Origin of the sequence: Confluentibacter lentus (assembly GCF_002806995.1) — a bacterium.
GTDB classification, from domain to species: Bacteria; Bacteroidota; Bacteroidia; order Flavobacteriales; family Flavobacteriaceae; genus Confluentibacter; species Confluentibacter lentus.
Genome location: NZ_NIHE01000006.1, coordinates 102,147 through 128,713, shown reverse-complemented (window position 1 = coordinate 128,713; position 26,567 = coordinate 102,147). Strand labels below are relative to the sequence as shown.

Sequence of the window (26,567 nt, the reverse complement as noted above, 5' to 3'; positions counted from 1 at the left end):
TTTAAGTAAAAACGTTATTGCGCCAATACTTTTTGAACTTTATCTGCAGCTTCTTGAAATTCGGTAGCACTCAATACTGCCAAACCAGAGTTATCTATTAATTGTTTTGCAATATCTGCATTGGTTCCTTGTAAACGTACTATAATAGGCACATTAATAGTCCCCATATTTTTATAAGCATCAATAACACCTTGAGCTACACGATCGCAACGTACAATACCTCCAAAAATATTAATAAGAATGGCTTTTACTGCTGGATCTTTCAAGATGATTTTAAAGGCAGCTTCCACACGAGCGGCATCGGCAGTACCACCAACATCTAAAAAGTTTGCTGGCTCACCCCCTGCTTGTTTAATCAAATCCATCGTCGCCATAGCCAAACCTGCTCCGTTAACCATACAACCAACGTTTCCGTCAAGATCAACATAATTCAATCCCACTTCTTTAGCTTCAACTTCAATGGCGTTTTCTTCACGTAAATCACGTAAATCCAAATAATCTTTGTGCCTGTAAAGCGCATTATCATCAATGGTCACTTTAGCATCCACCGCTAAAATTAAATTATCACTGGTTTTTAAAACTGGATTGATTTCAAATAATGACGCATCAGATTTTATGTAAGCTGTATAAAGATTAGTAACAAACTTGGTCATTTCTTTAAAAGCATTTCCAGACAATCCTAAATTAAAGGCAATACGTCTAGCTTGAAATGGCAATAATCCAACTGAAGGATCAATCTCTTCAGTAAATATTAAATGTGGTGTGTGCTCTGCTACGGTTTCAATATCCATACCACCTTCGGTAGAATACATGATCATATTTCTGCCAGTACCTCTATTTAATAAAACGGACATATAAAACTCACTGGTTTCACTTTCTCCTGGATAATAAACATCTTCGGCAACCAACACTTGGTGTACTTTTTTGCCTTCGGCTGACGTTTGAGGTGTGATTAAATTCATGCCAATAATTTTTCCAGCAATCTCTTCTACCTCATTTATATTTTTAGCAAGCTTAACTCCGCCACCTTTACCCCGGCCTCCAGCGTGAATTTGCGCTTTTATAACATGCCAACTTGTGCCTGTTTCTGCAGTTAGTTCTTTTGCAGCAGTTACTGCTTCTTTTGCGTTTTGGGCAACAATTCCTCTCTGAATTCTTACTCCAAAACTGCTTAAAATCTGTTTACCTTGATATTCGTGTAAATTCATAACTTGCTTAATCTTTTTTAAGAAAGGCAAATGTAAATAATACCAATTAATTACACTAACATTTTATTTGCGAATGCTCATTTAACTATATACTTTTTTAAATTGTTAAATAATTAACAATTTGTTTAATTTGTAAAATTTTTTATTTATTTATTTTTTATTGGAAGTAAAAAAATATCTTTGCGGAAAATTAATAAAGACTATGGAAAAAGGTCAGTTGCTGAAAATAGCACAAGAATTTGGAAGCCCAATTTATATTTACGATGCAGAAAAAATTGAATCACAATATAAACGATTAACAAGTGCTTTTAAATCGGTTAAAAAATTAAAAATAAATTATGCTGTCAAAGCATTATCAAATATTTCGATATTAAAGTTTTTTAATACGCTTGGTTCTGGTATAGATACCGTTTCTATGCAAGAAGTTCAACTTGGTTTGGCTGCTGGTTTTAAACCCCAACAAATTATTTTTACGCCAAATGGTGTGTCATTGCATGAAATAGAAGAAGCAGCCAAACTCGGTGTACAAATTAACATAGACAACTTGTCTATTTTAGAACAATTTGGAACCAAACACCCTAAAACACCTGTTTGTATTCGTATAAATCCGCACGTAATGGCTGGTGGAAATAGCAATATTTCAGTTGGACATATCGACTCTAAATTCGGGATTTCCATACATCAAATTCCACATTTGCTGCGTATTATAGAAAATACTAAAATGAATATCAATGGTATTCATATGCACACTGGTAGTGATATTTTGGATATTGATGTATTTTTATATGCTAGTGAAATTTTGTTTGAAACGGCTAAACAATTTAAAAATTTAGAGTTTATAGATTTCGGTTCTGGTTTTAAAGTGCCTTACAAAGCTGGCGATATTGAAACCAATATTGAAGAATTGGGACAAAAATTATCTGATAAATTCAATGATTTCTGCAAAGAGTATGGCAAAGACCTTACGTTAGCTTTTGAACCAGGTAAATTTTTGGTAAGTGAATCTGGTTACTTTTTAGCTCAGGTGAATTCCGTTAAACAAACCACATCGACGGTGTTTGCACAAGTGGATTCTGGATTTAACCATTTGATCAGACCCATGTTTTATGGTTCCCATCATGACATCATCAATATTTCAAACCCAGAAGGCCGTGAACGATTCTATACGGTAGTTGGTTATATCTGTGAAACGGACACATTCGGAAATAACAGACGTATCAATGAAATTAATGATGGTGATATTTTGTGTTTTAAAAATGCTGGAGCATATTGTTTCTCCATGGCAAGCAATTATAACTCACGTTTTAAACCAGCCGAAGTATTATGGTATAATAACAAAGCCCATCTTATTCGAAAAAGAGAAACGTTTGAAGATATTTTAAACAATCAAATAGCCATTGATTTTGCTCCAAAAAAGGAAAAACAATTGGTTAAATAAATCGTATTAAATCTTAGTTATAAAAAATGCCCAACGTTTGTTGGGCATTTTTTATAAAATTTCGTGTGATTATTTTTAATACAATCTTAATTAACAAGTCTATAAAAGCTTCAAAACATTTAAAATTTACTCATTCTCTAACTGCTCTTTATACATTTTTAGGTTTTCCTTAATATCGTCATCCAACTCCGGTTCTCTAATGTCGGTAAATTCCTTTAAGGTATCGTACATGATTTTGGCAACAATATAGCGCGCGGAATCTTTATCATCTGCTGGGATATTATACCAAGGCGCATGTGGTTTTGTGGTTCTGTTAATGGCATCTTCGTAGTATTTTTGATATTCATCCCAAAGTTTTCGTTCTTTTAAATCGCCTGGTGAAAACTTCCAGTTTTTTTCTTTTTTATCCAGACGCCTTAACAACCTATCGCGCTGCTCGTCTTTTGAAAGATTTAAAAAGAACTTAAAAATGATGGTTCCATTTTCGGCAATGTGCTTTTCAAAATTATTTATTTGTTCAAAACGTTTATCCCAAAAAGTATCATTTACATCTTCAACCGAATTTACTGTTGGAATATTTTCACCTAAAATATAACCAGGATGCACCCGTGTAACCAATACATTTTCATAATGGGTTCTATTAAAAACACTAAACTTACCTCGTTCTGGCAATGCTACCGCGTGACGCCATAAATAATCATGTCTTAATTCTAACTCCGTAGGGACTTTAAAACTATGCACCACAACACCTCTGGCATTAAAATCTTTAAAGACTTCCCTTATTAAACTGTCTTTTCCTGCTGTATCCATACCTTGTAAACAAACTAAAACGGCATATTTTCCATGCGCATACATCGTATCTTGAATATCGCCAAGCTTTTTTCTTATATCCTCAATGTCTTTATCAGCATTGTCTATTACCATTTTTGTTTGTGCATTCTTTATCGATATACTTGAGGTGATTTTAAAATCGTTTATGTTTATAGGCTCCATATTTTGTTATTTGTTTGATTATATCTCCTAAATATACTAAAATCATATATTCGACGAACTACATTCTTATTAATTAGGGTTTTAATATATTTGACCCACCTACTTATTAACTTAACACCAAATGTTATGGAAAAACATTACCTTTTTTTATGCTTTGCATTATCTTCTTTGGTCTTTTATGGACAAACAGCTTGTGATGATGCTAATTCGGATTTGATTTACGCGTATTCCCATGCTAAATCTTCATATAATTCCAACAATATATCCCATTTAAAATATTACGCTAATAGATCTTTAGAAGTGTTTGAGCGTTCCAAGAAAAAATTAAAAGAATGCGGTTGTGACACTGCTTTCGATTTGGCTTTTGAAGCTGCTCAGCTTTTAGCTAAAGTGGAAACCGCCGAAACTTATGAAGATGGGCGTTTTTTTGTTAAAAGAGCAAGGGATATTGCTCAACAAAGTGTTACCGAACTTGACAAATGTACCATTCCTACGAAAGATATTCAAGTAAGTAATGGTTCCGACCAGTTGTTTTCTTTGCAAATGGAGCAAGAAAAATTAAAACAGCAACAAGAAGAATTAAAGCGCAGAGCAGAAGAAATTAAAGTGAAATTGGCTGAACAAAATGATATGGAATTAAAACTGAAAAAAGAGCAAATGATTAATTCTTATAAAAGTGCGATTTCATCAAACATTGAAAGTTATAATAATGCCCTAAAAGTCTGTAATTGTGCCCATGAACCCATAAAACTTGATGATAAAACTACAGATGTGTCTCAAAAAAGCGTTGATGAAATTAAATCCTATTATCTAAATAGCTTAAAAGGATTAACATCAAATTATTTAGCACAATTAAATTCATGTGACAAATAATTTTTGCATTATATAAAAACCAAAGCTCCTTAAAGTGTTTATTTTAAGGAGCTTGTTTTATTTTGAAGCGAATAATTTCACGTCATTTTCACTAACTTCATTACCGCCTAATATAATTAAGCGTTCAATAACATTCCGCAATTCCCTGATATTACCAGTCCAATCGTAATTCTGTAATAATGTGATAGCTTCTTTAGAAAATACTTTTTTAGTATTACCATGTTCATCGGCTATTTTATTGGTGAAATAATCAATAAGCATAGGAATATCTTCCCGTCTATCATTAAGAGGTGGCACTTGGACTAAAATCACTGCCAATCTATGATACAAATCCTCACGAAACCTACCTTCTTCAATTTCCTTTTTCAAATTTTTATTGGTAGCGGCAACGACGCGCACATCCACCTTAATATCTTTGTCACTGCCCACACGCTGAATCCGACTTTCCTGTAAGGCGCGTAACACTTTAGCCTGTGCGGATAAACTCATGTCCCCTATTTCATCCAAAAAAATAGTGCCTCCGTTAGCAGCTTCAAATTTTCCTGCTCTATCCTTTACAGCACTTGTAAAAGCACCTTTTACATGTCCAAACAATTCACTTTCTATCAACTCGCTTGGTATGGCCGCACAATTAACCTCAATCATGGGACCTTCACAGCGGTCACTTTTTTGATGCAACCAATGCGCCACCAGTTCTTTACCCGTTCCATTTGGCCCTGTAATAAGTACCCTAGCATCCGTTTGTGCTACTTTTTCAATAATATCTTTTATATGTGTAATGGCCTTACTTTCGCCAACCATTTCAAAATTTTTACTGACTTTTTTCTTAAGTAGCTTGTTTTCAACAACAAGTTCTTTTTTATCTAAAGCATTTCTAACGGTATTTAGTAGACGGTTTAAATCGGGTGGTTTAGAGATGTAATCGAAAGCTCCCAACCTCATGGTATTAACGGCTGTATCTAAATCCCCGTGCCCAGAAATCATAACAATGGGTATTTCTGGTTTTAATTTTTTTACAACTTCCAAAACCTCAACACCATCCATTTTAGGCATTTTAATATCGCAAAGAATCAAATCAAAATCATCATTTTTAATTTTTTCGATACCTTCCAAACCATCTTGGGCTTCTTCAACTTGATAGGCATCATTTTCTTCGGAAAGAATTTTAGCCAATACACGTCTTATAGCTGCTTCGTCTTCTATTATTAAAATTTTTGGCATGTTTTTTATTTTAGATTAAAAAATATAAGATAATAGACAAAAGACATCTATACTATATAAATTAGATTTTTGTCCTATCATAATTAATTTACAGCTCTAATATTTCTAATTGATTGTTCAATATTTCTTCTATCCCCTACTAAAACAATTGCGTTTTTAAATTTGTAAACTAAAAAATCTCTAGCCTATTATCTATTGTCTATTGTCTGTCCTATAATATGAATATCTCTCTGCGGAAATGGTATGGAAATATTATGCTCTCTAAATAAGCGGTCTATTTCAAAACGGATATCACTTTTTGGGGTATTAGCCGCAAAACTATCCGCTAAGGTAAATATGACTTTAAAGTCTAATGAACTGTCGCCAAAATTATCAAACAGGACCATAACTTCTGGCTCAGGCAACACGTCAGGATGCGTACTAGCTGCTTGTATTAATAGCTTTCTCACTAAGTGAACATCGCTACCATAAGCTACCCCAACATCAACAACCTCTCTTGTCGTTGTTCCATTTTGTGTCCAGTTATAAAGACTATTGTCTAAATACAAATGATTGGGAATTATCAAAACCCTATTATCCCTTGTAACCGCTCTAGTTGTTCTCAATTTAATCTCTTCGACCCGTCCTACCTTTCCATCAATTTCTATAATATCGCCCACATGAACCGTTTGATCAATTAAAATAAAAACCCCAGAAATGATGTCTTTAAACAATGTTTGTAGGGCTAATCCAATACCAATCATTAATGCTGCAGATGCTGCAAAAATGGCTGTGACATCTACGCCTAAGCCATTTAGGGTAATAAGCAAAATGATTAAATAGACCAACCATCTGAAATATCCAAAAACAACATTAAACTTGCCTTTATCATCCTCTGGAAGTTTTCTTGTTATAATTCTTAAAACCAATCTTAATATAAGTGTGGTTATGAAAATAATAGTAATAACAATTAATACATCTTTAACCGAAATACTAATATCTTTAGTAAAATCGACATGTTCATTTAGGAACTTACTTGTTTTTTCCCAAAGAGAACTTTCTTTAATTTTTTCTTCTATTTTTTGTAACTCCTGATTCATTTTAATACTTCATCCATTTTATCAATTCCTTATAACTTGGTTTTTTACCATACATTAAAATACCTACTCGGTAAATTTTTGCTGCAAACCATACTATTAAAATAAAGGTGCCAATTAAAATTAATAATGATAACAATTGTTGCCACCAAGGCACACCAAAAGGAATGCGCATTAACATAACCACTGGTGATGTAAACGGTATAAACGAAAATACGGTTGAAACTGTGCCATGCGGATCTTCAATTACTGTAAAAAAGCCAATGTAAACGGCTAATATCAAAGGCATCATCACTGGTAATAAAAATTGTTGGGTATCGGTTTCATTATCAACAGCGGCACCGATAGCAGCATATAACGAGCTATACAATAAATAACCACAAATAAAAAATAGAATGAATGCAATAATAAGATTGGTAATGGGCAGATTGTAAAACGCCATCATGATATCTTGTAATTGCATATTGGCCTCTGGATTTTCCATGGCTTGTTGCATCATTTGTTGTTGTGGTGATTGCATTTGGGTAACATCAATTCCAAAGACTGTAGAAATAATAATCAGTAAAACGCCACCTAATACTATCCAAACTAGAAATTGAGTGATTCCAGCCAACGAAGTTCCAATGATTTTGCCCAACATTAATTGGACTGGCTTTACTGAAGAAATAATCACTTCAATAATACGACTTGTTTTCTCTTCAATGACGCTACGCATAATCATATTGCCATAAATAATGATGAACATGAACAACAGATAACCTGCCATACCTCCAAAAATAAGCTTTAGAACGCTATCTATTTTGGATGTTTTTTGACCATCAAAACTTTCTTGTTCAATAGAAACTGTTGCTCTTGATGTTTTTATTTTTTCGATATCAAAGCCCTCATTTTGTAACTTTAGGTCTGTAAGCTTATTTTCCAAAATGCCTTCCAAATCTGAAATTAAGCCAAGAGACGGTGATTCTTCTGAATAAAATTCCATGTGTTGTGGAACAAAATTTATGGTATCTAATTTACCTATATATAATAATCCGTAATTAGATGTTTCCTTAACAATCGCCTTAGCATCTGTTAAAGTCATGTCTTCAAACACATTGTATTTTGTGTGTTCGGTATTTTGAAACGCATCTTTTACCAATCCTGATTCATCTAAAACGGCAATAACACGCTGTTTCTCATTATTTAATTGCGACAAATAGGCAACAACAGATATTAGAATAATCATGATAATCGGACTTAAAAAAGTCATGACTATAAACGATTTATTTTTAACTTTTGTTAAATACTCGCGTTTTATAATGAGTGGTAAATGGTTCATACTGTTAGTTATTCTTTATTGTTTGAATAAAAATATCGTTCACGCTTGGTATCAATTCCACAAAATGTGACACTTCACCTTTGGATGTTAAAAAACTCAATAAATCATTTGCTTTATCATTCTCCGCAAGTTTTATATTGAGTTTCAATTCATCTCCCAAGGTTTTAAAATTAGCAGGTGCAATTTGAAATTTTTGAGACAATTCTTGCTCTAAGCTCAATTTCTCTGAAACTTTAATACCAACCTCAAACGTGTTGGTCTTAAATTGGCGTTTTACATCCAACAATTTTCCATCCAATATTTTATTCGATTTATGTATCAACATGATATCATCGCATAATTCTTCAACGGATTCCATACGATGGGTTGAAAAAATAACCGTGGCACCGTCATTTCGAAGTTGCAAAATTTGGTCTTTAATTAAATTGGCATTAATAGGGTCGAAACCCGAAAAAGGCTCATCAAAAATCAAAAGTTTCGGATTGTGCAAAACCGTCACCACAAATTGTATTTTTTGCGCCATCCCTTTTGAGAGTTCTTGAATTTTTTTGTTCCACCAATCCCCGATTTCAAGGCGTTCGAACCAATACTTCAACCGTATTTTAGCTTCTGCCTTGCTTAAACCTTTTAATTGTGCCAAATACAACGCCTGCTCGCCCACTTTCATGGTTTTATACAACCCACGTTCTTCTGGCAAATAGCCGATATCCTTTATATGAATTGAGTTAAGTGCCGTGCCATCTAAAAACACACTGCCGCTATCTGGCATCGTAATTTGGTTTATAATTCTAATAAGAGTTGTTTTTCCTGCGCCGTTTGGTCCTAATAATCCGTAAATACTTCCTTTGGGAACCGTTAGAGACACATTATTAAGTGCCGTAAAGTCTCCGTAGTTTTTTGAAACGCCATTGACTTCTAGTAAGTTGCTCATACTGGTTTTTAATTGACTTTGAAACGTAAATATATTAAATGTTAAGGGAGTAGTTTCAACCTTTTATGATAATTTAATATTTAAATGCTGTGGCTATAAAAGCAAAACCCACCCTCAATAAATTAAGGATGGGAAAAAAATTGCTATGAAAAAGAAAAATATCACTAAAATGAATTAGTGATATTCAAATATAGTTTTTTTTTAATTATCAACAAAAGAATATGATAAGTTATAAGCAAAAAAAATCCGTATAAATACGGATTCTATGTTTTAAGGCTTTAATACTAAGAAAACATATCTTTTACCTTTTCAAAAAAAGATTTATCTGTGCTATCTGGCTTCGGCTCAAAATGCTCATCATTTTGCATGGATTCAAAAAACTCCTTTTGCTGTTTACTTAACGTTTTTGGCGTCCAAACATTGACATGCACCAGTAAATCGCCACGGCCATAACCATTTATACTGGGGATTCCTTTTCCGCGTAAGCGTAAAATTTTACCGGATTGCACACCAGCATCCACTTTAATACGCACTTTTCCTGTTACGGTATCAATTTCTTTTGAAGTCCCTAAAACCGCATCAGGGTAACTAATATACATATCGTAATGCAAATTATCACCTTCACGCTGTAGTTTATCATGCTTTTCTTCTTCAATAACCACAATAAGATCCCCCGAAATACCATGTCCAGGAGCTTCGTTTCCTTTTCCTGAGACTTTGAGTTGCATATCATCTACAACACCTGCCGGTATTTTAATGGACACCGTTTCTTCAACGACTTTTAAACCTTGCGCATCGGCATCAGCTGGTTTTTTATCAATAATTTGTCCGGCACCACCGCACACGTTACAAGGAGAAGACGTTTGCATTCTACCTAAAATGGTATTGGCAATTCGTGTTACCTGACCGCTACCGTTACAAGTTGAGCATGTTTTATAGGTAGTTCCTGGGGCTTGGACTTTACGTCTTACTTTTATTTTCTTTTCAACACCATTGGCAATCTCCTCAAGATTTAATTTTACCCTGATGCGTAAATTGCTTCCTTTTACACGGCGTTGACCGCCACCTCCACTAAAACCAGAAAATCCGCCTCCACCAAAAGCACCGCCAAAAATATCACCAAACTGACTGAATATGTCATCCATATTCATGTTCCCTCCACTAAAGCCACCGCCACCTTCAAAAGCTTGATGCCCAAATTGGTCGTATCTAGCTTTTTTATCGGCATTACTTAATACCTCATAAGCTTCGGCAGCTTCTTTAAACTTGGCCTCAGCATCTTTATTGTCGGGGTTTTTATCTGGGTGGTATTCTATAGCTTTTTTTCTATATGCCTTTTTTATTTCGGCTTCGCTAGCATTTTTATTAATACCTAATATCTCGTAGTAGTCTCTTTTTGCCATGTTCCTTTACTAAATCCTTTACAATGGAAAGAATTTTTTAAATTAATATATTTTATTGTCCAATAACGACTTTAGGAAAGCGAATGACTTTATCGCCAAGTTTATATCCCTTTTCAATAATATCGATAATCTTTCCTTTTAAATCTTCTGTGGGCGCTGGAATTTGTGTAATTGCTTCATGGTTGTCGGCATTAAACGTTTCTCCCTTATCAATTTTAATGGCAACAAGCCCTTTTTGTTCCAGAGTATTCATTAATTTCTGATAAATTAACATCACACCTTTTCGTAAAGCTTCCGCTTCTTTGTCATCGTCAATATGGCTTAATGCACGCTCAAAATCGTCAAGAACTGGCAATAATGTTTTCATGACATCTTCACTGGCCGTAGCAAACAATTCAATACGTTCTTTGGAAGTGCGTCTTTTATAATTTTCAAACTCAGCAAATAAGCGTAAAAATTTATCTTTTTCCTGTCTTAATTCTTCTTGTAATTTTTCTTCAAGGGTTTGTTCTTCAACAACTTGTTGCTCTAAATCTGCAGTTTCTGTTTGAGTCTGGGTAGTTGCTTCTGTTTTTATATCCTCTTTCTTATCTTTTTTACTCATATATTTCTGATATTAATACAAACACGTAAACGTATTGGCAAAATTACTGCCATTATTAGAAAAATGTCATAATGTCATTAAATTTTTTTTATAAGCGATTGAAAACAAATTTTCATAAAAAAACCATAATTTCGTAATAAATAACTAAATAAAACAATTGCCATGATACGTAGAACCTTAATGCTTTTATTTCTATCCATAGTACCAAGTTTGCATATAGCAAGTCAAAATACGACCATAAAAGGTATTGTAAAAGATGATTCAAAAAATCCGTTAAGCAATGTTAGTGTAAAAACAAACGACAGTGAAGTGGAAGTTTTTACTGATGCTACTGGATTTTACACTATTGACGTTCCTCAAAAAGGAAAATTGTTTTTTTCGCAAGAAGGTTTCAAAACGCAAAAAATAGCTGTGAAAGGAAAAGACATCATCAATATCTTTTTAAAGTATGATGAAAAAGCTTTTAAAGAAAAAGAGGTTAATACTGGCTATGGAAAAATTAAGCAATCGGAAAGCACTATATCTGTGAGTTCTGTGGACGAAAAATTTATCGAACAAGAAAACAATTTGGATATGGCAACTTATTTAAGAACTGTTCCTGGTGTTAGTGTTGTTGAAGAAGGTGGGAATTTAGGAATTACAATTAGAGGAAATCGCAGTTTAATGTCCAGTGATGCACCTCTTATCATGCTTAATGGTTCACAGTATAATGGCTCTTTAAAGAATTTAAACCCAAGGGATATAAAATCAATTGATGTATTAAAAGACGCATCAGCAACCGCTGCTTACGGGTCTAGAGGTGCCAACGGGGTTATTTTAATTACCACTAAGTAAGCAAACCATCGTTTTATAAACTTTTACACTTTTCTTATATTTTTATTTAAAAACCAACTAACCATTAAATTTAAGCAAAATGAAAATAAAATTTTTACTACTATTTACTTCTATATTAATATGTAGTTGCGTTGATAAAAAAAATGAAACAGACCAAAAACCTGAAATAACAACCAATACAAAAGAAATGACCAAACAATTGCGCCATGTGGTGCTATTCAAATTTAAAGAATCATCAACACCTGCTGATATCAAAGAAGTAGAAACGGCCTTTGGAAAATTACCTTCAGAAATTAAAGAAATTAAAGCCTATGAATGGGGATTGAACAACAGTCCTGAAGGATTAAACAAAGGATTTACACATTGTTTTTTGGTCACTTTTGATAGTGAAGAAGACAGAGCTGTATATTTACCTCATCCATCCCACAAATCCTTTGTGGATGTTTTAAGTCCGCATTTGGATGATGTTTTGGTTGTTGATTATTGGAATTAAATCACCCCAACAAATCCTCCAATGCTGGTTTTAAATAGCTGAATTTAAAATTAAAGCCCATCTCTTCTATTTTTTTAGAGCTGACCCTTTGACTGTCAAATAACAACGTGTGCATCTCTCCCAAAACGAGTTTCATAGTAAACTTAGGTATTTGGGGTAAAAATAAGGGCTTGTCTAATGTTTTAGCAATGGATTTTGTCAACTCATTATTAGTAACAGGATTTGGCGCGACACCATTATAAACGCCTTCTAATGAATTGGTTAAAATATAAAGATACATATTAGTTAAATCGTCAAGATGAATCCACGATTGCCATTGTTCTCCTGTTCCAAAAGAAGCTCCTAATCCAATTTTTATAGGCTTTACCATTTCTGAAAGTGCTCCTCCTTTTTCTGATAATACCAATCCGGTTCTGACTTTAGAAACTAATATATCTAATTTAGAAAAACCATCTACACTTTGCTCCCATTTTACAACAACGTCACTTATAAACGTATCATCAAAATCCTTAAATGTTTCATCATAATAATGGGTTATCGAATCTGGATAGATTCCAATAGCACTTGAAGCAATAACATGTTTAATGGTGTGCGACTCTCCCTTTAAGGAATCAATTAAAAGTTGGGTGCTTTCAACTCTACTATTTATAATCTCTTCTTTGTAAGCAGGCGTCCATCGCTTAGAAATAGTGGCACCAGCTAAATGAATAATGGCATCAACCTCTTTAAAACAATTTACATCTATTTCTTTGTTTTTAGTATCCCAGTAAAAACCTTGATAATTTTTTGTGTTCTCAATTTTAGACTTGCTTGTGGTTAAGTAATTAACATCTATGTTATTTTTATGGCAACGTTTAACTATTTCTTTCCCAATAAGCCCTGTTGCACCCGTAATTAAAACTTTCATCATCATTTTTTTATAAAATTACAAAATGATAAGAGTACAAACGTTCTATTTATATTAGGTTTAACAGAAACAATGAACAATGAGCAATGAATAATGAACAATGAACAACGAACAATAAATTATATTTTTTACAAGCCCTGAGCATTTAGCTTAGTTGAATGTTACACTTCTTTGCAAGCGCGCAACATTTGGCTTGTGCCGAATACTTAGAGCTTTTTAGTAGCTCTAAGCATTTCCCTCTTCCCTGGTGGGCCAGGCAATTTTTCTACGCTGAAACCAACGGCTTGCATAGCCCTTCGTACACTTCCTTTAGCAGAATAGGTTACTAAAATGCCATTAGGTTTTAATGCGTCATACATTTTTTGGAAGATGGTTTCCGTCCATAATTCTGGTTGTACCCTAGCTCCAAAAGCATCAAAATAAATGAGGTTGAACTTGTTTTGATCTTCTATATCTGAAAAGAATTTGTTTTGTTTTGTAAGTGAAAAATGGGATGCTATTTTATGGGATTTTTCCCAAGATACCTGATGCATCTTTTCGAAAAATGATGCTTTTTTTTCTGCTTTTAATTCGGTTACATAATTCATCTTCACGATGTCTTCTGCTGAAACTGGATACGCTTCCACACCACAATAATCTACAGAAACCTGTAGCTTTTCAGATTCCATATAGGTTATAAAAGCATTTAATCCTGTGCCAAAACCGATTTCTAAAATAGCCATGTCATTATAGCTTTGTTCACATAAAAAATGGAAGCCATGCTTGATAAACACATGATAGGCTTCTTGAATGGCACCGTGTTTAGAATGATAGGGCTCATCCCATTCCGGTAAATAGATGGTTGAAGAACCGTCGGCAGTGATAATAACGTTACGCTCCAAAATTATTCTTTAATCAATACCCCATCTGCTTCAAAGGACAGGGTTCTCTTTGGCTGCACAATGCTCGCTATATCGCTAGGTTTCTTGCCAGCATCTTCAGCATAATGTTTTTGTTTTTCCACAGACATGTCATCAACATAGGCAAGTCCGTTCACGATGACTTCTTTGCCAGCAATATCCTTGGGAACAAAAAAACCATAATCCTTAAATTTTACCATAACTTCCTTGCCATTTTCTAAATTTAAAGTCATCCAACAGCCTTTTGCCTGACAAACTTCACTAACTTTTGCTGTTATTTTAGACTCAATGGTATCGCCAACGCTCATTATTTCGTATTGTAATAAGGCATCCATCTGATTTAAAGCATCGGCTGTGCTAATATTTTTTCCGAAAGATGCATATCCAGCAACCTCAGTATCTTGATCCGTTTTCTCTGTATTTTGTTTGCAGGCTACTGTTAAAAAAATACAAATACCTACGAAGAACACATTTTTTAACCTCATAAAGTTTGAATTTTAACGTTTTGTTGTAAATATACCCATTTTTTCAAAGCTATTTTACTTAAATTTGTTCACGTAAAGACATGAATTTATGAATACATTAACGAGTGATATAAAAATCACAAAAACAAAAGCTACAAAGATTCATGAAGTGGATTTTGACAACTTAAATTTTGGAAGAACTTTTTCCGATCACATGTTGGTATGTGACTATAAAGATGGTAAATGGCAGTCTCCAGAGATTGTGCCATATCAACCTATTGTTTTAGATCCTTCGGCAAAAATATTCCATTACGGACAATCAGTTTTTGAAGGTTTAAAAGCCTATAAAGACACGGATGATAATGTCTGGTTGTTTCGTCCGCTAGAGAATTTTAAACGTTTGAATATTTCAGCAAAGCGATTAGCAATGCCTGAATTACCGGAAGAGATTTTTATGGAAGGCTTAAAAGCACTCTTAAAAGTAGATAGTAACTGGATTCCTAAAAAAGAAGGCAGTTCTTTGTATATAAGGCCTTTTATTTTTGCGTCGGGGAATGGATTTCATGCATCGCCTGCTGATGAATATAAATTTGTCATTGCATTAGCCCCTTCTGGTGCTTATTTCTCTGGAAACGTTAAAGTATTGATTGAAGAAACCTATTCGCGTTCTGCCAATGGTGGTGTGGGTTTTGCTAAAGCTGGTGGTAATTATGCGGGTCAGTTTTACCCAACACAATTGGCTGTTGAAAAAGGCTATCAGCAAGTGATTTGGACAGATGACACCAATCATGAATACATAGAAGAAGCTGGTGCCATGAATATTTTTATCAGAATAAACGACACACTCATTACTGGACCAACTAGCGATAGAATATTGGATGGTATTACCCGAAAAAGTATCATTGATATTGCTAAAGCCGAAGGTATTCCTGTTGAAGTTAGAAAAATTACCGTTACAGAAGTAGTGAATGCTGCTAAAGATGGCAGTTTAAAAGAAATGTTTGGTGCGGGTACTGCTGCTGTGGTATCGCCCATATCTGGTTTTGGATATAAAGGCATCGATTATGATTTGCCAGAATTAAAAGAAACGTATGCTGCTTTTATAAAAAAGTATATCACCGATATTCAAACCAACAAATCTGAAGACCCTTTTGGATGGAGAATTAAGGTGTAAACCCTCCTAATTCTTACAAAAAGTAAGGAATTCAAATTGATAATAAAAAGAGAAGCTAAGCTTCTCTTTTTATTTGTCTAAAATACCTGCTATATCTGGCTTAAAATAATTAGGACCTTTGAGCACTTTACCATCTTCTCTATAAATGGGATGCCCATCTTCTCCCAATTTACTCATATTGCTACGCTGTATTTCTTCAAAAACATCTTCTATTTTGTACTGCAAACCGTGTTCTATAATAGTTCCGCATAAAATATAAAGCATATCTCCAAGGGCATCAGCAACCTCAACTAAATCGTTATTATTGGCTGCTTCTAAATATTCTTCGTTCTCTTCTTTCATTAAATTGAATCGAAGTCTGTTTTTTTCTGCACCTAAATCTGCTTTTGGAGATTCTAGATGTCCGATTTTAAACGCCGTGTGAAATTCTTTTACAGCTTCTAATTTATTTTTCATTTGCTTTTTAAATTGTTTTAGAGGTCAAATGTTATACCCTATTGAAATTTGATATTAGTTTGTAAATTTCCAAACGGGCATTTCATTGATTATTTCTTATTTTTGCATAAAAATAAACATATGTTCAGTAAAGGTCAAATCTATTTTGCCATTTTATTCATTATCGTTTTTGCAATAGTCATTGCCTACACATATAGAAAAGATTTGAAACTTCATAAGAAATTTTATGCTGGCAGCATTTGGGTATTGATAGCTTTTATTGGTTTTATTTTGTCTATAAGTGCTATAAAATTCTTTTTTAAGTAATCTTCTAATTAGCAACTGGGTAGGGTAATTGAAACCTCACTTGTTATATTAATATTACAAAGTAAATTAAACCTTTTGTAAAAAAAGTAGTCTATTTTACGCAACCATTTATAAAATGGTGCATCTAGCAAATAAACCCATTCAAGAAATGAAAATCTTAATTATCATTAGTGTCCTTATTATTTTGAATTTAATTCTTTTAGTGTTTAGTGTAAACAAAAAAACAGAACCTTGAAAAGATTCTGTTTTCTAAACATGTTATCTAAAAGTGTTTAATTAATTTCTGGCAAGAAGTTATATTGTTTGCTGTAATCCAACATTTGTCCTGAAAATGTTTCAGGGTATGTAACCATAATCTCTGTAATATCTCCTTCATCATTGGTTTTCGGAACCAATACTGGATTGACAAAACCTGAATAGGGCGCTGAATTAAATTGTTTATTACGCTCCAAAATTTCCTTATGAAGAACCTGATCTACTTTCACACCATAGGTTTCTACTAGAGTTTCCGCAGCAGCATAATCGCCTTCCGATTTTATACGCTGTACTTCTTTTAATAACTCTCCAAAAAGGTTACGAAGTTTATCATAATCAGTAATATTGAAATAGGTTTTTCCATCCCTGCTGATTTTCTCTATCACATTATCCGCTTTTCCTTTTTCAAATACCCAAGCCGAAATCCATTGTCTGTTACGCATGTGGGCTTCTTCCACATCATCCCCTAAATTTAAACGAATCAATTGTGTCATCAATCCGTTTCGGATATAGTCATTATATCCCGCCATACCTGCTTTTTTCCAATCATCTACCAATCCCAATTCTTGAAGTTTAGGGCTGTATTGATAATACAGTGCCACCAAATCGGCGCGCCCTTCTTCTATGGTTGAGGCATAATTTTTAAGTGTTTCTTTTGTTTCTCCAACACCTGGATTTAGTTTTCCTGACGCATGACCAATAACTTCGTGTAACGCTGTATGTAATTTATCCGATAATTGTCCGTATTGCTCCGTTAGCTGCAACTCTTCATCATCATTTACAAATTCCTTTAAACGACCTGTGCTTCCTGCATTATTATAGGCCTCAGTAATGTTTCCTAGTGACACCGATTTACTACCAACTTCGGCACGTATCCAATTGGCATTTGGTAAATTAACACCGATTGGCGTACTTGGCGATGCATCACCCGCTTCGCCCGCTACGTTAACTACTTTGTATGTAACACCAACGACACTTTCTTTTTTGTGTTCTGGCATTAACGTAGAATTATCTTCAAACCATTGGGCGTTATCTGATAAGACTTTCATTTTTTGCGACATATCAAAATCATTGATTTGTACAATCGTTTCATAAGAACCTCTGTAACCCAACGGGTCGTTATACACTTCAATAAAACTATTGATATAATCAATATTGCCTTCGGTTGCAGCTGTCCATGCCACATTATAATCATCCCAAGTTTGTAAATCACCTGTTTTGTAATAATCGATTAACAACCCCAATGCATCGCCTTGCGCTTTGTTTTCGGCAACACCTTTTGCCAATTCCAACCATTTAATAATCTCATCGATGGCAGAACCGTACAAGCCCCCCGATTTATAAACACGCTCTTTCAATATGCCATTTTCCTTTACCAATTGTGAGTTTAACCCAAAGGATAATGGCTTTTTAGGATTTGGCGATACTTTGGCTTTGTAAAAACTTTCCACATCTGCATTGGTGACATTGGGTCCGTAAAAATTGACGGCCGATAGTGCCACATTATCAACCCCTTTGGCTTGGTTTACTTTTTTTGCGTCTTTATCATTAAAAAGAACATCAAAAGCCTCACCTTCTAAAACCGTTTTCGTATCCGTTAAAAGTTGTTTTAAATACTCTGGACCAAAATCCGGTTTTATTTTATCACTGGAGTAATGATGATGGATACCATTACTAAACCACACACGTTTTAAATATACTTCAAAAGTTTTCCAATCGGCAGTTGATTTATCACCCGTATAATTGTTATAAACAGATTCCAAAGCCTTTCTAATCGTCAGGTTATGTCTGTAATTTTGGTCCCACATGATATCCCTACCAGATAATCCTGCTTGAGTTAAATAATAAACCAATTTTTGTTCCTTTAAAGTAAGTTTTTCCCAATCGGGGATGCGGTATCTTAATACTTTAACATCGGCAAATTCATCGACTTTGTACTCAAAGACCGTATCGTTTACGGCAGTTACCTCCTCATTTGTTTTTTCAGATTTATCCCGGCCACAAGCTACCAGAATAATTGTTGCAAGCAATAAACTTGCGATTAATTTTAATTTCATTTGTAATTATTTATTGTTAGTCACTCTTTTTATTAAATATTATTATTGAAAAATATCAATTACGCATTTTTGATTGAATAATATTTAATTTTAAGGTAACAAATATAATAATTTATCAAGGATAATTTAAAAAACCGTACCTTTGATTTTTGTTGTCTCTAAAAATTAAAATGAAAACGTTTAAATATATTTCCTTTTTATTATTAATAGCCATTATAGGTACGTCCATTTACATTGCAGTACAGCCCAATGAATTCTCCTTTAGCAGAAGTCGGGTGATTCAAGCCCCTGTTTCTGTGTTATTTAACAAAGTAAACGATTTTAAAAATTGGCCTGAATTCTCTCCTTGGATGGAACAAGAACCTGATGCCAAACTTACTTATGGTGAAAAAACCGTTGGCGTTGGTGCGCATTACAGTTGGAACGGTGACGTTTTAGGCGAAGGCTCCATGAAAACATTGGCTGCCAATGATAATCAATTTATTTCCCAACTCATGTCTTTTGTAAAACCTTTTAAATTGGAATCGGATATCCAATGGGATTTCGAACCTACCGACGAAGGCACCAAAGTTACATGGAGCATGAAAGGCAAACAAGATTTTATGACCAAAATGTACACTGTTTTTTCTGGCACTATTGAAAAAAATACAGCACCCGATTTTGAACACGGTTTGCATAAATTAGACAGCACCGTTATTGCCGATATGAAAAAATACAGCATTACCGTAAGCGGCATTACAGAGCATGGTGGGGGTTACTATCTTTACAGTACCACATCCAGTAAAATAAACGAGGTATCATCGACCATTGCAGATATGCTACCTAAAATTACCAAATATGCCCAAGAAAATAACATTGCCATGGCCGGCGCACCGTTTGTTAGTTATATTACTTGGGACGAACAAAACAACGCTGCCATATTTTCTGCTTGCGTACCAACCACCGATAGAGTGATTACCACTGATAGCAATGTGCTAACAGGGGAATTACCAGCTTTTAAAGCCGTAAAAACAACCTTAAAAGGCAACTACACCAATTTAAAAGAAGCTTGGGATGTTGCTAGGGATTATATACCAAAAAACGGTCTGGAGTTTGCAGATGATGGCCCCATGCTGGAAGTTTACATCACCAACCAAACTCAGTACCCCAACCCAGCGGATTGGGTAACGGACATTTATATTGCTATTAAACAAATGACTGTAACGGAATGAAAAGCATTTTATTCATTTTTTAGGTGTTGGTTTTGGTAGTGCGTTACGCTACATTCTTTGAAAACATTTAAACAGTGCCGAAAACGGCATTCCTTACGGTACCTTTGCAGCCAACATTTTAGCCAGTATGCTTATAGGAATTATTCTTAGTTTGGCAGCAAAACCCAAAACCAAACCTTATTGCTTGCTACGGGGTTTTGTGATGGCTTCACCACCTTTTCTACGTTTGCATATGAGAACTATATATTTTTAAAATCTGTAGACTTTACCAGTTTTGCCATTTACACCATTACCAGTTTTATTATCGGCTTTTTAGCAGTATTTTTGGGATGTATTTGGCTAAATAAGCTAAATAAAGGCTTGAATTTGTCAGAAAGAATAATGATTTTTTTGATAACAATATAAATATTTGTGCTAATATGAATTTCAATAATATTGCTGTGGTCGGGATTGCAAGAAATTGTGGAGAATTTATTATTAGTGAGATAGAACGTTTAGAAAAAGCACTAAACAATTACAATAATGTCCAATTTCTAATTATTGAATCAGACAGCAATGACAATACTCTGGAGAAACTGGAATATCTTAAAAATACGATTAAAAATTTCCATTATATCACATTGGGTGAGTTAGAAAGTCTTATTCCTGTAAGAACGGAACGACTAGCTTTTTGTAGAAACAAATACCTGGAAGAGTTAGAAAATAATAAGTTGTTTCAGAATACAGAGTACGTTTTGGTTTCGGACTTGGATGGAATGAACAAATTGCTTACTAAAGAAAACATAGCATCATGTTGGGAAATTAGCGATTGGGACGTGTGCACAGCAAATCAGAAAGGATTTTATTACGACTTATGGGCCTTAAGGCATCCACTTATTTCTCCTAACGACTGTTGGAAAGTATATCATTTTATGGTAAATGAATTAGGTTTAAAATCAAAACAAGCAAGAAGAAAAGCGCTTAAATCAAGAATGTTTTGGTTCCAAAAATCGCTTAAACCATTTGAAGTAGATTCAGCCTTTAGCGGATTAGCAATTTACAAACGACATACACTTTATGATGTTAGATATATTGGTGTTGACGATAATGGTTATGAAATCTGTGAACATGTAGCACTGAATAAGCAGATTAAAGAAAAAGGATTTAAAATTTACATAAATCCAAAGTTGATTAACTGTTATACACCAACGCAGTATGTGAAATCGAAATTTAAGAAGATGCTATTGGGCTTTAGGATAAGGGTATATTCTTTAGTGAAAAACTAAATTATCAATGTTCTCCAAATGCCTTAACTCCTGCTTCAATTCTTGTTTTTAAGTAATTGTCTCGTGGTACTATAGGGCAAGAATATTTGTCGTTGTATGCGCAATACGGGTTATAAGCTTTATTAAAATCTATTTCTATGGTGTCACCTTTAGGTATTCGTAAATCGATGTAACGGCCGCCACCATAACTTTCCATACCGTTGGTTTCATCTAAAAAAGGTAAAAACAAATAGTCTCCCATACCTTCTAGTTTCATGGTTTCTTCACCTTGGTACACATTTAATTGGTATGGTTTTCCTTTTAATTCAAAATGCAAAATCCCAAAAATACGCTCTTTGCTCACTCTGCTTGTGGTGGTTCGCATATTAAACCATTTAGAGTCTGGTGTACGTTCCAAACGTGCTTGCACCACGTAAGCAGCATCAAATTTAAAAAAGTCTAGACCTTCAAACTTTTTCCGATCCTTAGCTTTTAAAGGCGATTTTGAAGCGTCTTTATATTCGGCATTCAACTCACGCTGAAATTCCGTATCGCCTTTAATAGGGCGTTTGTCTTGGGCACAACCTGTAAGGCAAATTATAGATATCAATAAGGTAACTAACAGCTTCATTTAAAAAATTTATTTCAAAAATACAACTAAAGAATATTTTATATAAATTTGAAGCATCAAAAAATAAAAATTAATATGCGTCACAACGTCACCATTTGTATGAAGCCATCCACCTCTTTAAAAGATAAGAGTTGGGCTTTTTATGTATTGTGGTGATATGAATGCATCTATAACAATATTTAAAAAGTCCGACTTCACAGTCGGACTTTTTTGTTTTAGATATTTTAATGTCAGTCTGAGCCTTTCGACGGCGCTCAAGATAAACTAAAGTCGAAAATATTGAAAATGACATTTTTTAATTCATTTCGACGGCGCTCAATGTGACACTTAAATTAATTATAAAAATACCCTTCATTGGAGGGATTATAAAGGATGAAAACATTATTCAACAATTACTTAAACACCTTTAAAGGTCTATCAAAAGAAGTTTGGTGGCTGGCATTAATCACGCTTATAAACCGAGCAGGAACTATGGTAATTCCCTTTTTGTCTTTGTACTTAAAGGAAGATTTGCATTTTAGTATTAGCGAAGTAGGTTGGATTATGAGCGCTTTTGGTTTGGGTTCGGTAGCCGGTTCTTGGTTAGGTGGAAAATTGACCGACAAAATAGGCTATTACAAAGTGATGGTTGGAAGTCTGTTTTTTAGCGGATTGCTTTTTATCGCTTTACAATTAGCAGATGATTTTGCCTCGGTTTGTTTTGGTGTTTTTGTTGTGATGCTTGTTGCTGATGCGTTTAGACCTGCTATTTTTGTGGCTCTAAATGCCTATAGCAAACCCGAAAATAAAATACGTTCCTTAACACTCATTAGGCTGGCCATAAACTTAGGGTTTTCAGCGGGACCTGCTGTGGGCGGACTTATTATTACAGGTTTGAGTTATGCTGGTTTATTTTGGGTAGATGGCATTACTTGTATTTTAGCTGCTTTATTAATGATTCAGGTTTTAAATCCGAAAAAAGCAAAGGTTTTAGATACCATTGTGAACGATAATCCAATCTCGGCTTACAAGGACAAGGCTTTTTTAGTGTTTTTAGTGGCCATGACACTTTTCGGGATTGTATTTTTACAATATTTTTCAACCATTCCCATTTACTATAATGATATTCATAAACTAAGTGAACTAGAAATAGGCATCATCCTAGGTTTAAATGGATTTCTTATTTTTATCTTTGAAATGCCATTGATAAAATGGTTGGAGCATACCAGATATACCAAATTGAGACTTATGTTTTTTGGAGCGCTTTTAACAGGAATCAGCTTATTGGTGCTTAATTTAACCGCTTGGTCTGGGATTTTAATTGTTGGAATGTTGCTCATGACTTTTGGCGAAATGGTTGCGTTCCCTTTTTCGAATGCCTTTGCAGCAGACCGGGCTAAAAAAGGAAACCAAGGTGAATATATGGCGCTGTATTCCATTTCGTTTTCCATAGCCCATATTTTTGGACATAATGCTGGATTACAAATGACAAATGCGCATGGTTTTGATACCACATGGTATATTATTAGTGGCATTGCACTGGTTTGTGCACTGATATTATTTAGCTTAAATAAACATTTAATAAAATCGACATTTTGATAACAGAAAAAGACATCATCATTATTGGCGCAGGCCCCATTGGGATTGCCTGCGCTTTAGAATGTAAAAAAAGAAACTGGGATTACGTAGTTGTTGAAAAAGGCACGCTTACCAATTCGTTATTTAATTACCCTAGGAATATGACCTTCTTTTCTACTTCTGAGAAATTGGAGATTGATGATATTCCATTTATCAGCAATAATCCGAAGCCTAATAGAGATGAAGCTTTGGAATATTACCGACGTGTTGCGGCTTCCAATAAACTTCACATTAATTTATATGAAAAGGTGAACTCCATTAAAAAAGAAGGTGATGGTTTTTCAATTTCAACGAGCAAAAATGGCTATGCCTCAAAAAAGGTCATTATTTGTACAGGGTTTTATGATATTCCTAAATTATTAGATATTCCCGGAGAACATCTTCCCAAAGTGACGCATTATTACAAAGAAGCCCATAATTACGCTTTGCAAAATGTGGTGGTGATTGGTGCCAGCAATTCCGCCGTAGATGCCGCCTTGGAAATTTGGCGTAAAGGTGGCCGTGTGACCATGGTTATTAGAGGTGAAAACATTGGGGAACGTGTAAAATATTGGGTGCGACCGGATATTGTAAACCGTATTGAGGAAGGCAGTATTAAAGCGTATTTTAATTCGGAAGTTATAAAAATTGATGAACATAGTATTGACATTCAAACACCTGAAGGATTAATCACTTTAGATAATGATTATGTGGTAGCATTAACGGGTTATCTACCAAATTTTGAAATTTTAAAAGAGAGTGGTATCACGCTTTCTGAGGATAACAGGAAGATACCAACATATAATCCAGAAACAATGGAATCCAACATTAAAGGACTGTATTTAGCAGGCGTTATTTGCGGAGGGAATGAAACGCATAAATGGTTTATTGAAAACTCAAGGATTCATGCAAAAATGATTGCCAATCACATTGGGAACAATACCAATTAAATAACAGGTTTTAATTCCTTTTGCTTCACCACATGGGAGAGCACAATTTGGGTTTTTGTTTCGCCATAAACAATCAGTTGGTCTATGAATTGTTCCAAGTGTTTTTGATTTTTTAAGACCACTTCCATCACAAAATTTTCATCACCGGTAATGCGGTAGCAATTCACAATTTCATCATAGGTTTTTACCTTTTCCAAAAACGGTTTTAATTTACCCATAAACGCTCTCATGGTAATGATTGCCTTTAATTGATAGCCAATTTCAAAAGGCGATATCAGAGTATTATACCCTTGGATAACCCCTAAATCTTCCATCTTTTTAATGCGCTCTGAAACCGCTGGCGAACTCACTCCCACTTGTCTGCCAATCTCCGCATTAGACTGCCTTGCATTTTGCTGGAGGCATTTTAAAATTTTCCAATTAAGATTATCTATTTTCATCTAAGGAATTTTAACAATAAATAATTAAATATTAAACCAAATATACAATTTTACTTTAAATTCTAAAGTAGATTACGCATATTAGTGAGTAATTTTGAATAAAATTGCTTGAGCCACATGTTGTCTAATACACCTACACATTTGTATGAATTGCCTATTTATAAAAAGGCGATGGAAATCTTTGCGTTGTCTCAAAATATTTCCGTGTATTTAAATCACGATTTATCCAATTTAAAAGAGGATGGTTCTGAAGATATAAACATCTATTTTTCAGGTGATATTGTTCAGCAATCCGTTTCCTTGGCTCCAGAAATCGTAAATGCTGAATTGGAACGGTATTCAGACAGAAAGCACAAGCATATTGCCTCGTTAAGACGACTTACCAATTTACTTTACAAAAACTCGTATAGACTTGAACGTTCCAATAGTAATGGCAAAGATTTTCTACCTATTTTACGTGCTGAATTAAGGAAATTCAAGAAGCTTCAACGAAACTGGATGTTGAGTTTATAATACACAACTATACTTTTTCACAAAATATATTAACATAAAAAAAACACCCATCAGCAGATGGGTGTTTTCGGTTAGTTATATTGCTTAACCTAAAACAATAAACTTTATTGATATATAGCAATTTACATCCATACATTTCAAGTATGAAAAGTAATGCTAATGTATTGTATGAAATTCATTAAATTTTTAAAAAGTTTATACCGCATTGACATATGTCAATTATTATTTATTTTTTAAATACTTCTCCTATTTTAATCTCGATAGGGTTTCTGGTCGCATATTAAGTAATGATGCCAAATATTTATTAGGCAGGCGTTTAATAATTTCAGGATTTGTGATTTTTAAGAAATACTCATATCTATCTTTAGCAGTAGGTATTCTAGCCATAAAGGCACGGTATTCTGCATGAAGATAATAATACTCCATCAATATTCTATTTAAGTGATTCATTTCCTTAAAGTTCTGTAAGGCATAATGCATATCATCAAAACTTAAACTTTCAGTAAATGTATCCTCGAGGCATTGAATGTTCTCCAATGCAGGTTCTTTTTTAAAATATCCAGATATTGAGGTGACCAGCTCATTATCTACACTTACCCAAGTAGTAATGTCTTTGTCATTATACTTGAAATAACCACGTACCAAACCTTTTCTTATGATATGAACCCTATCACAAAAATCACCGCTTCTCACTATATAATCCCCTTTTTTATACTGAGAGAAAACAAGTGCATTTGATAAAAATTTATTGAGTGATTTTGATAATGGATAGATGGAATTTAATAAAATAATACTAAAAAAATGATTGTATTTAGTCGTTGGCATAAGAATCAATTAATTTTCAAATATAATTAATGAATCAATTACCATATTATCAAAGCCTCAAAACTTAATTAAAAAAAATCCTTATGGAATTTAAATGTCCATAAGGATTGAGGTTGTATTAAAATGGATTGGTTTAATCTATATAAGCACTATTATTAAAATTAATGATATTACCTTCAACTTGATAATATTTTTCAGATTTGATAATATTTATCAGCCAATCTAAATGATTTTCTGATTGTCTCTT

The 26,567-nt window shown here is 33.9% G+C and carries 26 protein-coding genes and 1 pseudogene; 11 read left to right on the top strand and 16 right to left on the bottom strand.

Annotated features, from left to right (window positions below; genetic code table 11):
- Positions 1 to 14: 14 nt before the first annotated feature.
- On the bottom strand, positions 15 to 1,208 hold the full coding sequence (gene sucC, locus CDH50_RS12040) for an ADP-forming succinate--CoA ligase subunit beta (RefSeq protein ID WP_100612529.1): 1,194 nt from the start codon (positions 1,206 to 1,208) through the stop codon (positions 15 to 17).
- 202 nt (positions 1,209 to 1,410) lie between these two features.
- On the opposite strand from sucC, the gene lysA reads away from it, so the two are divergent.
- Complete coding sequence (gene lysA / locus CDH50_RS12035; protein WP_100612528.1) at positions 1,411 to 2,646, top strand: diaminopimelate decarboxylase; 1,236 nt, start codon at positions 1,411 to 1,413, stop codon at positions 2,644 to 2,646.
- A 126-nt stretch (positions 2,647 to 2,772) separates the two neighbouring features.
- Here the strand turns inward: lysA and CDH50_RS12030 are convergent, their stop codons facing one another.
- A complete protein-coding gene (locus CDH50_RS12030; protein WP_100612527.1) occupies positions 2,773 to 3,639 on the bottom strand; it encodes a PPK2 family polyphosphate kinase in 867 nt (288 codons plus the stop codon).
- 126 nt (positions 3,640 to 3,765) lie between these two features.
- Here CDH50_RS12030 and CDH50_RS12025 point away from each other — a divergent pair, with 126 nt between their 5' ends.
- Positions 3,766 to 4,512 (top strand): hypothetical protein, encoded by a 747-nt coding sequence (locus CDH50_RS12025; protein WP_100612526.1) that lies wholly within the window; start codon positions 3,766 to 3,768, stop codon positions 4,510 to 4,512.
- Positions 4,513 to 4,569: 57 nt separating this feature from the next.
- Here CDH50_RS12025 and CDH50_RS12020 read toward each other — a convergent pair whose 3' ends face one another.
- From CDH50_RS12020 to CDH50_RS11995, 6 genes are all read right to left on the bottom strand, one after another.
- Entirely contained in the window at positions 4,570 to 5,733 is a 1,164-nt protein-coding gene (locus CDH50_RS12020) for a sigma-54-dependent transcriptional regulator (protein WP_100612525.1), read from the bottom strand.
- Between the two features lie 188 nt (positions 5,734 to 5,921).
- A complete protein-coding gene (locus CDH50_RS12015; RefSeq protein ID WP_100612524.1) occupies positions 5,922 to 6,812 on the bottom strand; it encodes a mechanosensitive ion channel family protein in 891 nt (296 codons plus the stop codon).
- 1 nt (position 6,813) lies between these two features.
- Positions 6,814 to 8,127, bottom strand: a complete 1,314-nt coding sequence (locus CDH50_RS12010; RefSeq protein ID WP_100612523.1) for an ABC transporter permease — start codon at positions 8,125 to 8,127, stop codon at positions 6,814 to 6,816.
- Between the two features lie 4 nt (positions 8,128 to 8,131).
- Entirely contained in the window at positions 8,132 to 9,058 is a 927-nt protein-coding gene (locus tag CDH50_RS12005; RefSeq protein ID WP_100612522.1) for an ABC transporter ATP-binding protein, read from the bottom strand.
- A 284-nt stretch (positions 9,059 to 9,342) separates the two neighbouring features.
- The gene (gene dnaJ / locus CDH50_RS12000) at positions 9,343 to 10,461 is read right to left on the bottom strand and encodes a molecular chaperone DnaJ (RefSeq protein WP_100612521.1); all 1,119 of its coding nucleotides are present in this window, start codon (positions 10,459 to 10,461) and stop codon (positions 9,343 to 9,345) included.
- 52 nt (positions 10,462 to 10,513) lie between these two features.
- Positions 10,514 to 11,065: a nucleotide exchange factor GrpE gene (locus tag CDH50_RS11995; protein ID WP_100612520.1), complete on the bottom strand. Its 552-nt coding sequence runs from the start codon at positions 11,063 to 11,065 to the stop codon at positions 10,514 to 10,516.
- Between the two features lie 162 nt (positions 11,066 to 11,227).
- On the opposite strand from CDH50_RS11995, the gene CDH50_RS11990 reads away from it, so the two are divergent.
- Together CDH50_RS11990 and CDH50_RS11985 are read left to right on the top strand one after the other, a co-directional pair.
- Entirely contained in the window at positions 11,228 to 11,899 is a 672-nt protein-coding gene (locus tag CDH50_RS11990; protein WP_100612519.1) for a TonB-dependent receptor plug domain-containing protein, read from the top strand.
- Between the two features lie 79 nt (positions 11,900 to 11,978).
- On the top strand, positions 11,979 to 12,392 hold the full coding sequence (locus CDH50_RS11985; RefSeq protein WP_100612518.1) for a Dabb family protein: 414 nt from the start codon (positions 11,979 to 11,981) through the stop codon (positions 12,390 to 12,392).
- 1 nt (position 12,393) lies between these two features.
- Here the strand turns inward: CDH50_RS11985 and CDH50_RS11980 are convergent, their stop codons facing one another.
- From CDH50_RS11980 to CDH50_RS11970, 3 genes are all read right to left on the bottom strand, one after another.
- On the bottom strand, positions 12,394 to 13,305 hold the full coding sequence (locus CDH50_RS11980; RefSeq protein WP_317044654.1) for a TIGR01777 family oxidoreductase: 912 nt from the start codon (positions 13,303 to 13,305) through the stop codon (positions 12,394 to 12,396).
- 200 nt (positions 13,306 to 13,505) lie between these two features.
- Entirely contained in the window at positions 13,506 to 14,180 is a 675-nt protein-coding gene (gene mnmD / locus CDH50_RS11975; RefSeq protein ID WP_100612516.1) for a tRNA (5-methylaminomethyl-2-thiouridine)(34)-methyltransferase MnmD, read from the bottom strand.
- A gap of 2 nt (positions 14,181 to 14,182) precedes the next feature.
- Entirely contained in the window at positions 14,183 to 14,683 is a 501-nt protein-coding gene (locus CDH50_RS11970) for a DUF4920 domain-containing protein (protein ID WP_100612515.1), read from the bottom strand.
- A gap of 88 nt (positions 14,684 to 14,771) precedes the next feature.
- On the opposite strand from CDH50_RS11970, the gene CDH50_RS11965 reads away from it, so the two are divergent.
- Positions 14,772 to 15,836, top strand: a complete 1,065-nt coding sequence (locus tag CDH50_RS11965; protein WP_100612514.1) for a branched-chain amino acid aminotransferase — start codon at positions 14,772 to 14,774, stop codon at positions 15,834 to 15,836.
- Between the two features lie 69 nt (positions 15,837 to 15,905).
- Here CDH50_RS11965 and CDH50_RS11960 read toward each other — a convergent pair whose 3' ends face one another.
- On the bottom strand, positions 15,906 to 16,292 hold the full coding sequence (locus CDH50_RS11960; RefSeq protein ID WP_100612513.1) for a pyrophosphohydrolase domain-containing protein: 387 nt from the start codon (positions 16,290 to 16,292) through the stop codon (positions 15,906 to 15,908).
- Positions 16,293 to 16,870: 578 nt separating this feature from the next.
- Entirely contained in the window at positions 16,871 to 18,910 is a 2,040-nt protein-coding gene (locus CDH50_RS11950) for a dipeptidyl-peptidase 3 family protein (RefSeq protein ID WP_100612511.1), read from the bottom strand.
- Between the two features lie 170 nt (positions 18,911 to 19,080).
- Here CDH50_RS11950 and CDH50_RS11945 point away from each other — a divergent pair, with 170 nt between their 5' ends.
- The 3 genes and pseudogenes from CDH50_RS11945 (at position 19,081) to CDH50_RS11935 (ending at position 21,386) form a co-directional block, all read left to right on the top strand.
- On the top strand, positions 19,081 to 20,121 hold the full coding sequence (locus CDH50_RS11945; RefSeq protein ID WP_100612510.1) for an SRPBCC family protein: 1,041 nt from the start codon (positions 19,081 to 19,083) through the stop codon (positions 20,119 to 20,121).
- A gap of 10 nt (positions 20,122 to 20,131) precedes the next feature.
- Positions 20,132 to 20,526: pseudogene (locus CDH50_RS11940) on the top strand (FluC/FEX family fluoride channel).
- Between the two features lie 14 nt (positions 20,527 to 20,540).
- Positions 20,541 to 21,386 (top strand): glycosyltransferase family protein, encoded by an 846-nt coding sequence (locus tag CDH50_RS11935; RefSeq protein ID WP_100612509.1) that lies wholly within the window; start codon positions 20,541 to 20,543, stop codon positions 21,384 to 21,386.
- Between the two features lie 4 nt (positions 21,387 to 21,390).
- Here CDH50_RS11935 and CDH50_RS11930 read toward each other — a convergent pair whose 3' ends face one another.
- A complete protein-coding gene (locus CDH50_RS11930) occupies positions 21,391 to 21,996 on the bottom strand; it encodes a DUF1684 domain-containing protein (RefSeq protein WP_100612508.1) in 606 nt (201 codons plus the stop codon).
- Between the two features lie 372 nt (positions 21,997 to 22,368).
- Between CDH50_RS11930 and CDH50_RS11925 the strand changes: the two genes are divergently transcribed.
- Positions 22,369 to 23,574 carry an MDR family MFS transporter gene (locus CDH50_RS11925; RefSeq protein WP_100612507.1) on the top strand — a complete coding sequence of 402 codons (1,206 nt, stop codon included), beginning with the start codon at positions 22,369 to 22,371 and terminating at the stop codon, positions 23,572 to 23,574.
- Positions 23,574 to 24,542: a YpdA family putative bacillithiol disulfide reductase gene (locus CDH50_RS11920; RefSeq protein WP_100612577.1), complete on the top strand. Its 969-nt coding sequence runs from the start codon at positions 23,574 to 23,576 to the stop codon at positions 24,540 to 24,542. The genes CDH50_RS11925 and CDH50_RS11920 overlap by 1 nt, the downstream gene beginning before the upstream one ends.
- On the opposite strand, the gene CDH50_RS11915 is transcribed toward CDH50_RS11920, so the two are convergent.
- Positions 24,539 to 24,982: an Lrp/AsnC family transcriptional regulator gene (locus CDH50_RS11915; RefSeq protein WP_100612506.1), complete on the bottom strand. Its 444-nt coding sequence runs from the start codon at positions 24,980 to 24,982 to the stop codon at positions 24,539 to 24,541. The genes CDH50_RS11920 and CDH50_RS11915 overlap by 4 nt on opposite strands.
- Before the next feature lie 117 nt (positions 24,983 to 25,099).
- On the opposite strand from CDH50_RS11915, the gene CDH50_RS11910 reads away from it, so the two are divergent.
- A complete protein-coding gene (locus tag CDH50_RS11910; RefSeq protein ID WP_100612505.1) occupies positions 25,100 to 25,495 on the top strand; it encodes a hypothetical protein in 396 nt (131 codons plus the stop codon).
- Between the two features lie 246 nt (positions 25,496 to 25,741).
- Here the strand turns inward: CDH50_RS11910 and CDH50_RS11905 are convergent, their stop codons facing one another.
- Positions 25,742 to 26,320: a Crp/Fnr family transcriptional regulator gene (locus CDH50_RS11905; protein ID WP_100612504.1), complete on the bottom strand. Its 579-nt coding sequence runs from the start codon at positions 26,318 to 26,320 to the stop codon at positions 25,742 to 25,744.
- Positions 26,321 to 26,567 lie beyond the last annotated feature (247 nt).

What these genes read in the sequence shown, in the direction of transcription:
- sucC (WP_100612529.1), bottom strand. Translation starts at nt 1,208, where the DNA reads ATGAATTTACACGAATATCAAGGTAAACAGATTTTAAGCAGTTTTGGA.
- lysA (WP_100612528.1), top strand. Translation starts at nt 1,411, where the DNA reads ATGGAAAAAGGTCAGTTGCTGAAAATAGCACAAGAATTTGGAAGCCCA.
- CDH50_RS12030 (WP_100612527.1), bottom strand. Translation starts at nt 3,639, where the DNA reads ATGGAGCCTATAAACATAAACGATTTTAAAATCACCTCAAGTATATCG.
- CDH50_RS12025 (WP_100612526.1), top strand. Translation starts at nt 3,766, where the DNA reads ATGGAAAAACATTACCTTTTTTTATGCTTTGCATTATCTTCTTTGGTC.
- CDH50_RS12020 (WP_100612525.1), bottom strand. Translation starts at nt 5,733, where the DNA reads ATGCCAAAAATTTTAATAATAGAAGACGAAGCAGCTATAAGACGTGTA.
- CDH50_RS12015 (WP_100612524.1), bottom strand. Translation starts at nt 6,812, where the DNA reads ATGAATCAGGAGTTACAAAAAATAGAAGAAAAAATTAAAGAAAGTTCT.
- CDH50_RS12010 (WP_100612523.1), bottom strand. Translation starts at nt 8,127, where the DNA reads ATGAACCATTTACCACTCATTATAAAACGCGAGTATTTAACAAAAGTT.
- CDH50_RS12005 (WP_100612522.1), bottom strand. Translation starts at nt 9,058, where the DNA reads ATGAGCAACTTACTAGAAGTCAATGGCGTTTCAAAAAACTACGGAGAC.
- dnaJ (WP_100612521.1), bottom strand. Translation starts at nt 10,461, where the DNA reads ATGGCAAAAAGAGACTACTACGAGATATTAGGTATTAATAAAAATGCT.
- CDH50_RS11995 (WP_100612520.1), bottom strand. Translation starts at nt 11,065, where the DNA reads ATGAGTAAAAAAGATAAGAAAGAGGATATAAAAACAGAAGCAACTACC.
- CDH50_RS11990 (WP_100612519.1), top strand. Translation starts at nt 11,228, where the DNA reads ATGATACGTAGAACCTTAATGCTTTTATTTCTATCCATAGTACCAAGT.
- CDH50_RS11985 (WP_100612518.1), top strand. Translation starts at nt 11,979, where the DNA reads ATGAAAATAAAATTTTTACTACTATTTACTTCTATATTAATATGTAGT.
- CDH50_RS11980 (WP_317044654.1), bottom strand. Translation starts at nt 13,305, where the DNA reads ATGATGATGAAAGTTTTAATTACGGGTGCAACAGGGCTTATTGGGAAA.
- CDH50_RS11970 (WP_100612515.1), bottom strand. Translation starts at nt 14,683, where the DNA reads ATGAGGTTAAAAAATGTGTTCTTCGTAGGTATTTGTATTTTTTTAACA.
- CDH50_RS11965 (WP_100612514.1), top strand. Translation starts at nt 14,772, where the DNA reads ATGAATACATTAACGAGTGATATAAAAATCACAAAAACAAAAGCTACA.
- CDH50_RS11960 (WP_100612513.1), bottom strand. Translation starts at nt 16,292, where the DNA reads ATGAAAAATAAATTAGAAGCTGTAAAAGAATTTCACACGGCGTTTAAA.
- CDH50_RS11950 (WP_100612511.1), bottom strand. Translation starts at nt 18,910, where the DNA reads ATGAAATTAAAATTAATCGCAAGTTTATTGCTTGCAACAATTATTCTG.
- CDH50_RS11945 (WP_100612510.1), top strand. Translation starts at nt 19,081, where the DNA reads ATGAAAACGTTTAAATATATTTCCTTTTTATTATTAATAGCCATTATA.
- CDH50_RS11935 (WP_100612509.1), top strand. Translation starts at nt 20,541, where the DNA reads ATGAATTTCAATAATATTGCTGTGGTCGGGATTGCAAGAAATTGTGGA.
- CDH50_RS11930 (WP_100612508.1), bottom strand. Translation starts at nt 21,996, where the DNA reads ATGAAGCTGTTAGTTACCTTATTGATATCTATAATTTGCCTTACAGGT.
- CDH50_RS11925 (WP_100612507.1), top strand. Translation starts at nt 22,369, where the DNA reads ATGAAAACATTATTCAACAATTACTTAAACACCTTTAAAGGTCTATCA.
- CDH50_RS11915 (WP_100612506.1), bottom strand. Translation starts at nt 24,982, where the DNA reads ATGAAAATAGATAATCTTAATTGGAAAATTTTAAAATGCCTCCAGCAA.
- CDH50_RS11910 (WP_100612505.1), top strand. Translation starts at nt 25,100, where the DNA reads ATGTTGTCTAATACACCTACACATTTGTATGAATTGCCTATTTATAAA.
- CDH50_RS11905 (WP_100612504.1), bottom strand. Translation starts at nt 26,320, where the DNA reads ATGCCAACGACTAAATACAATCATTTTTTTAGTATTATTTTATTAAAT.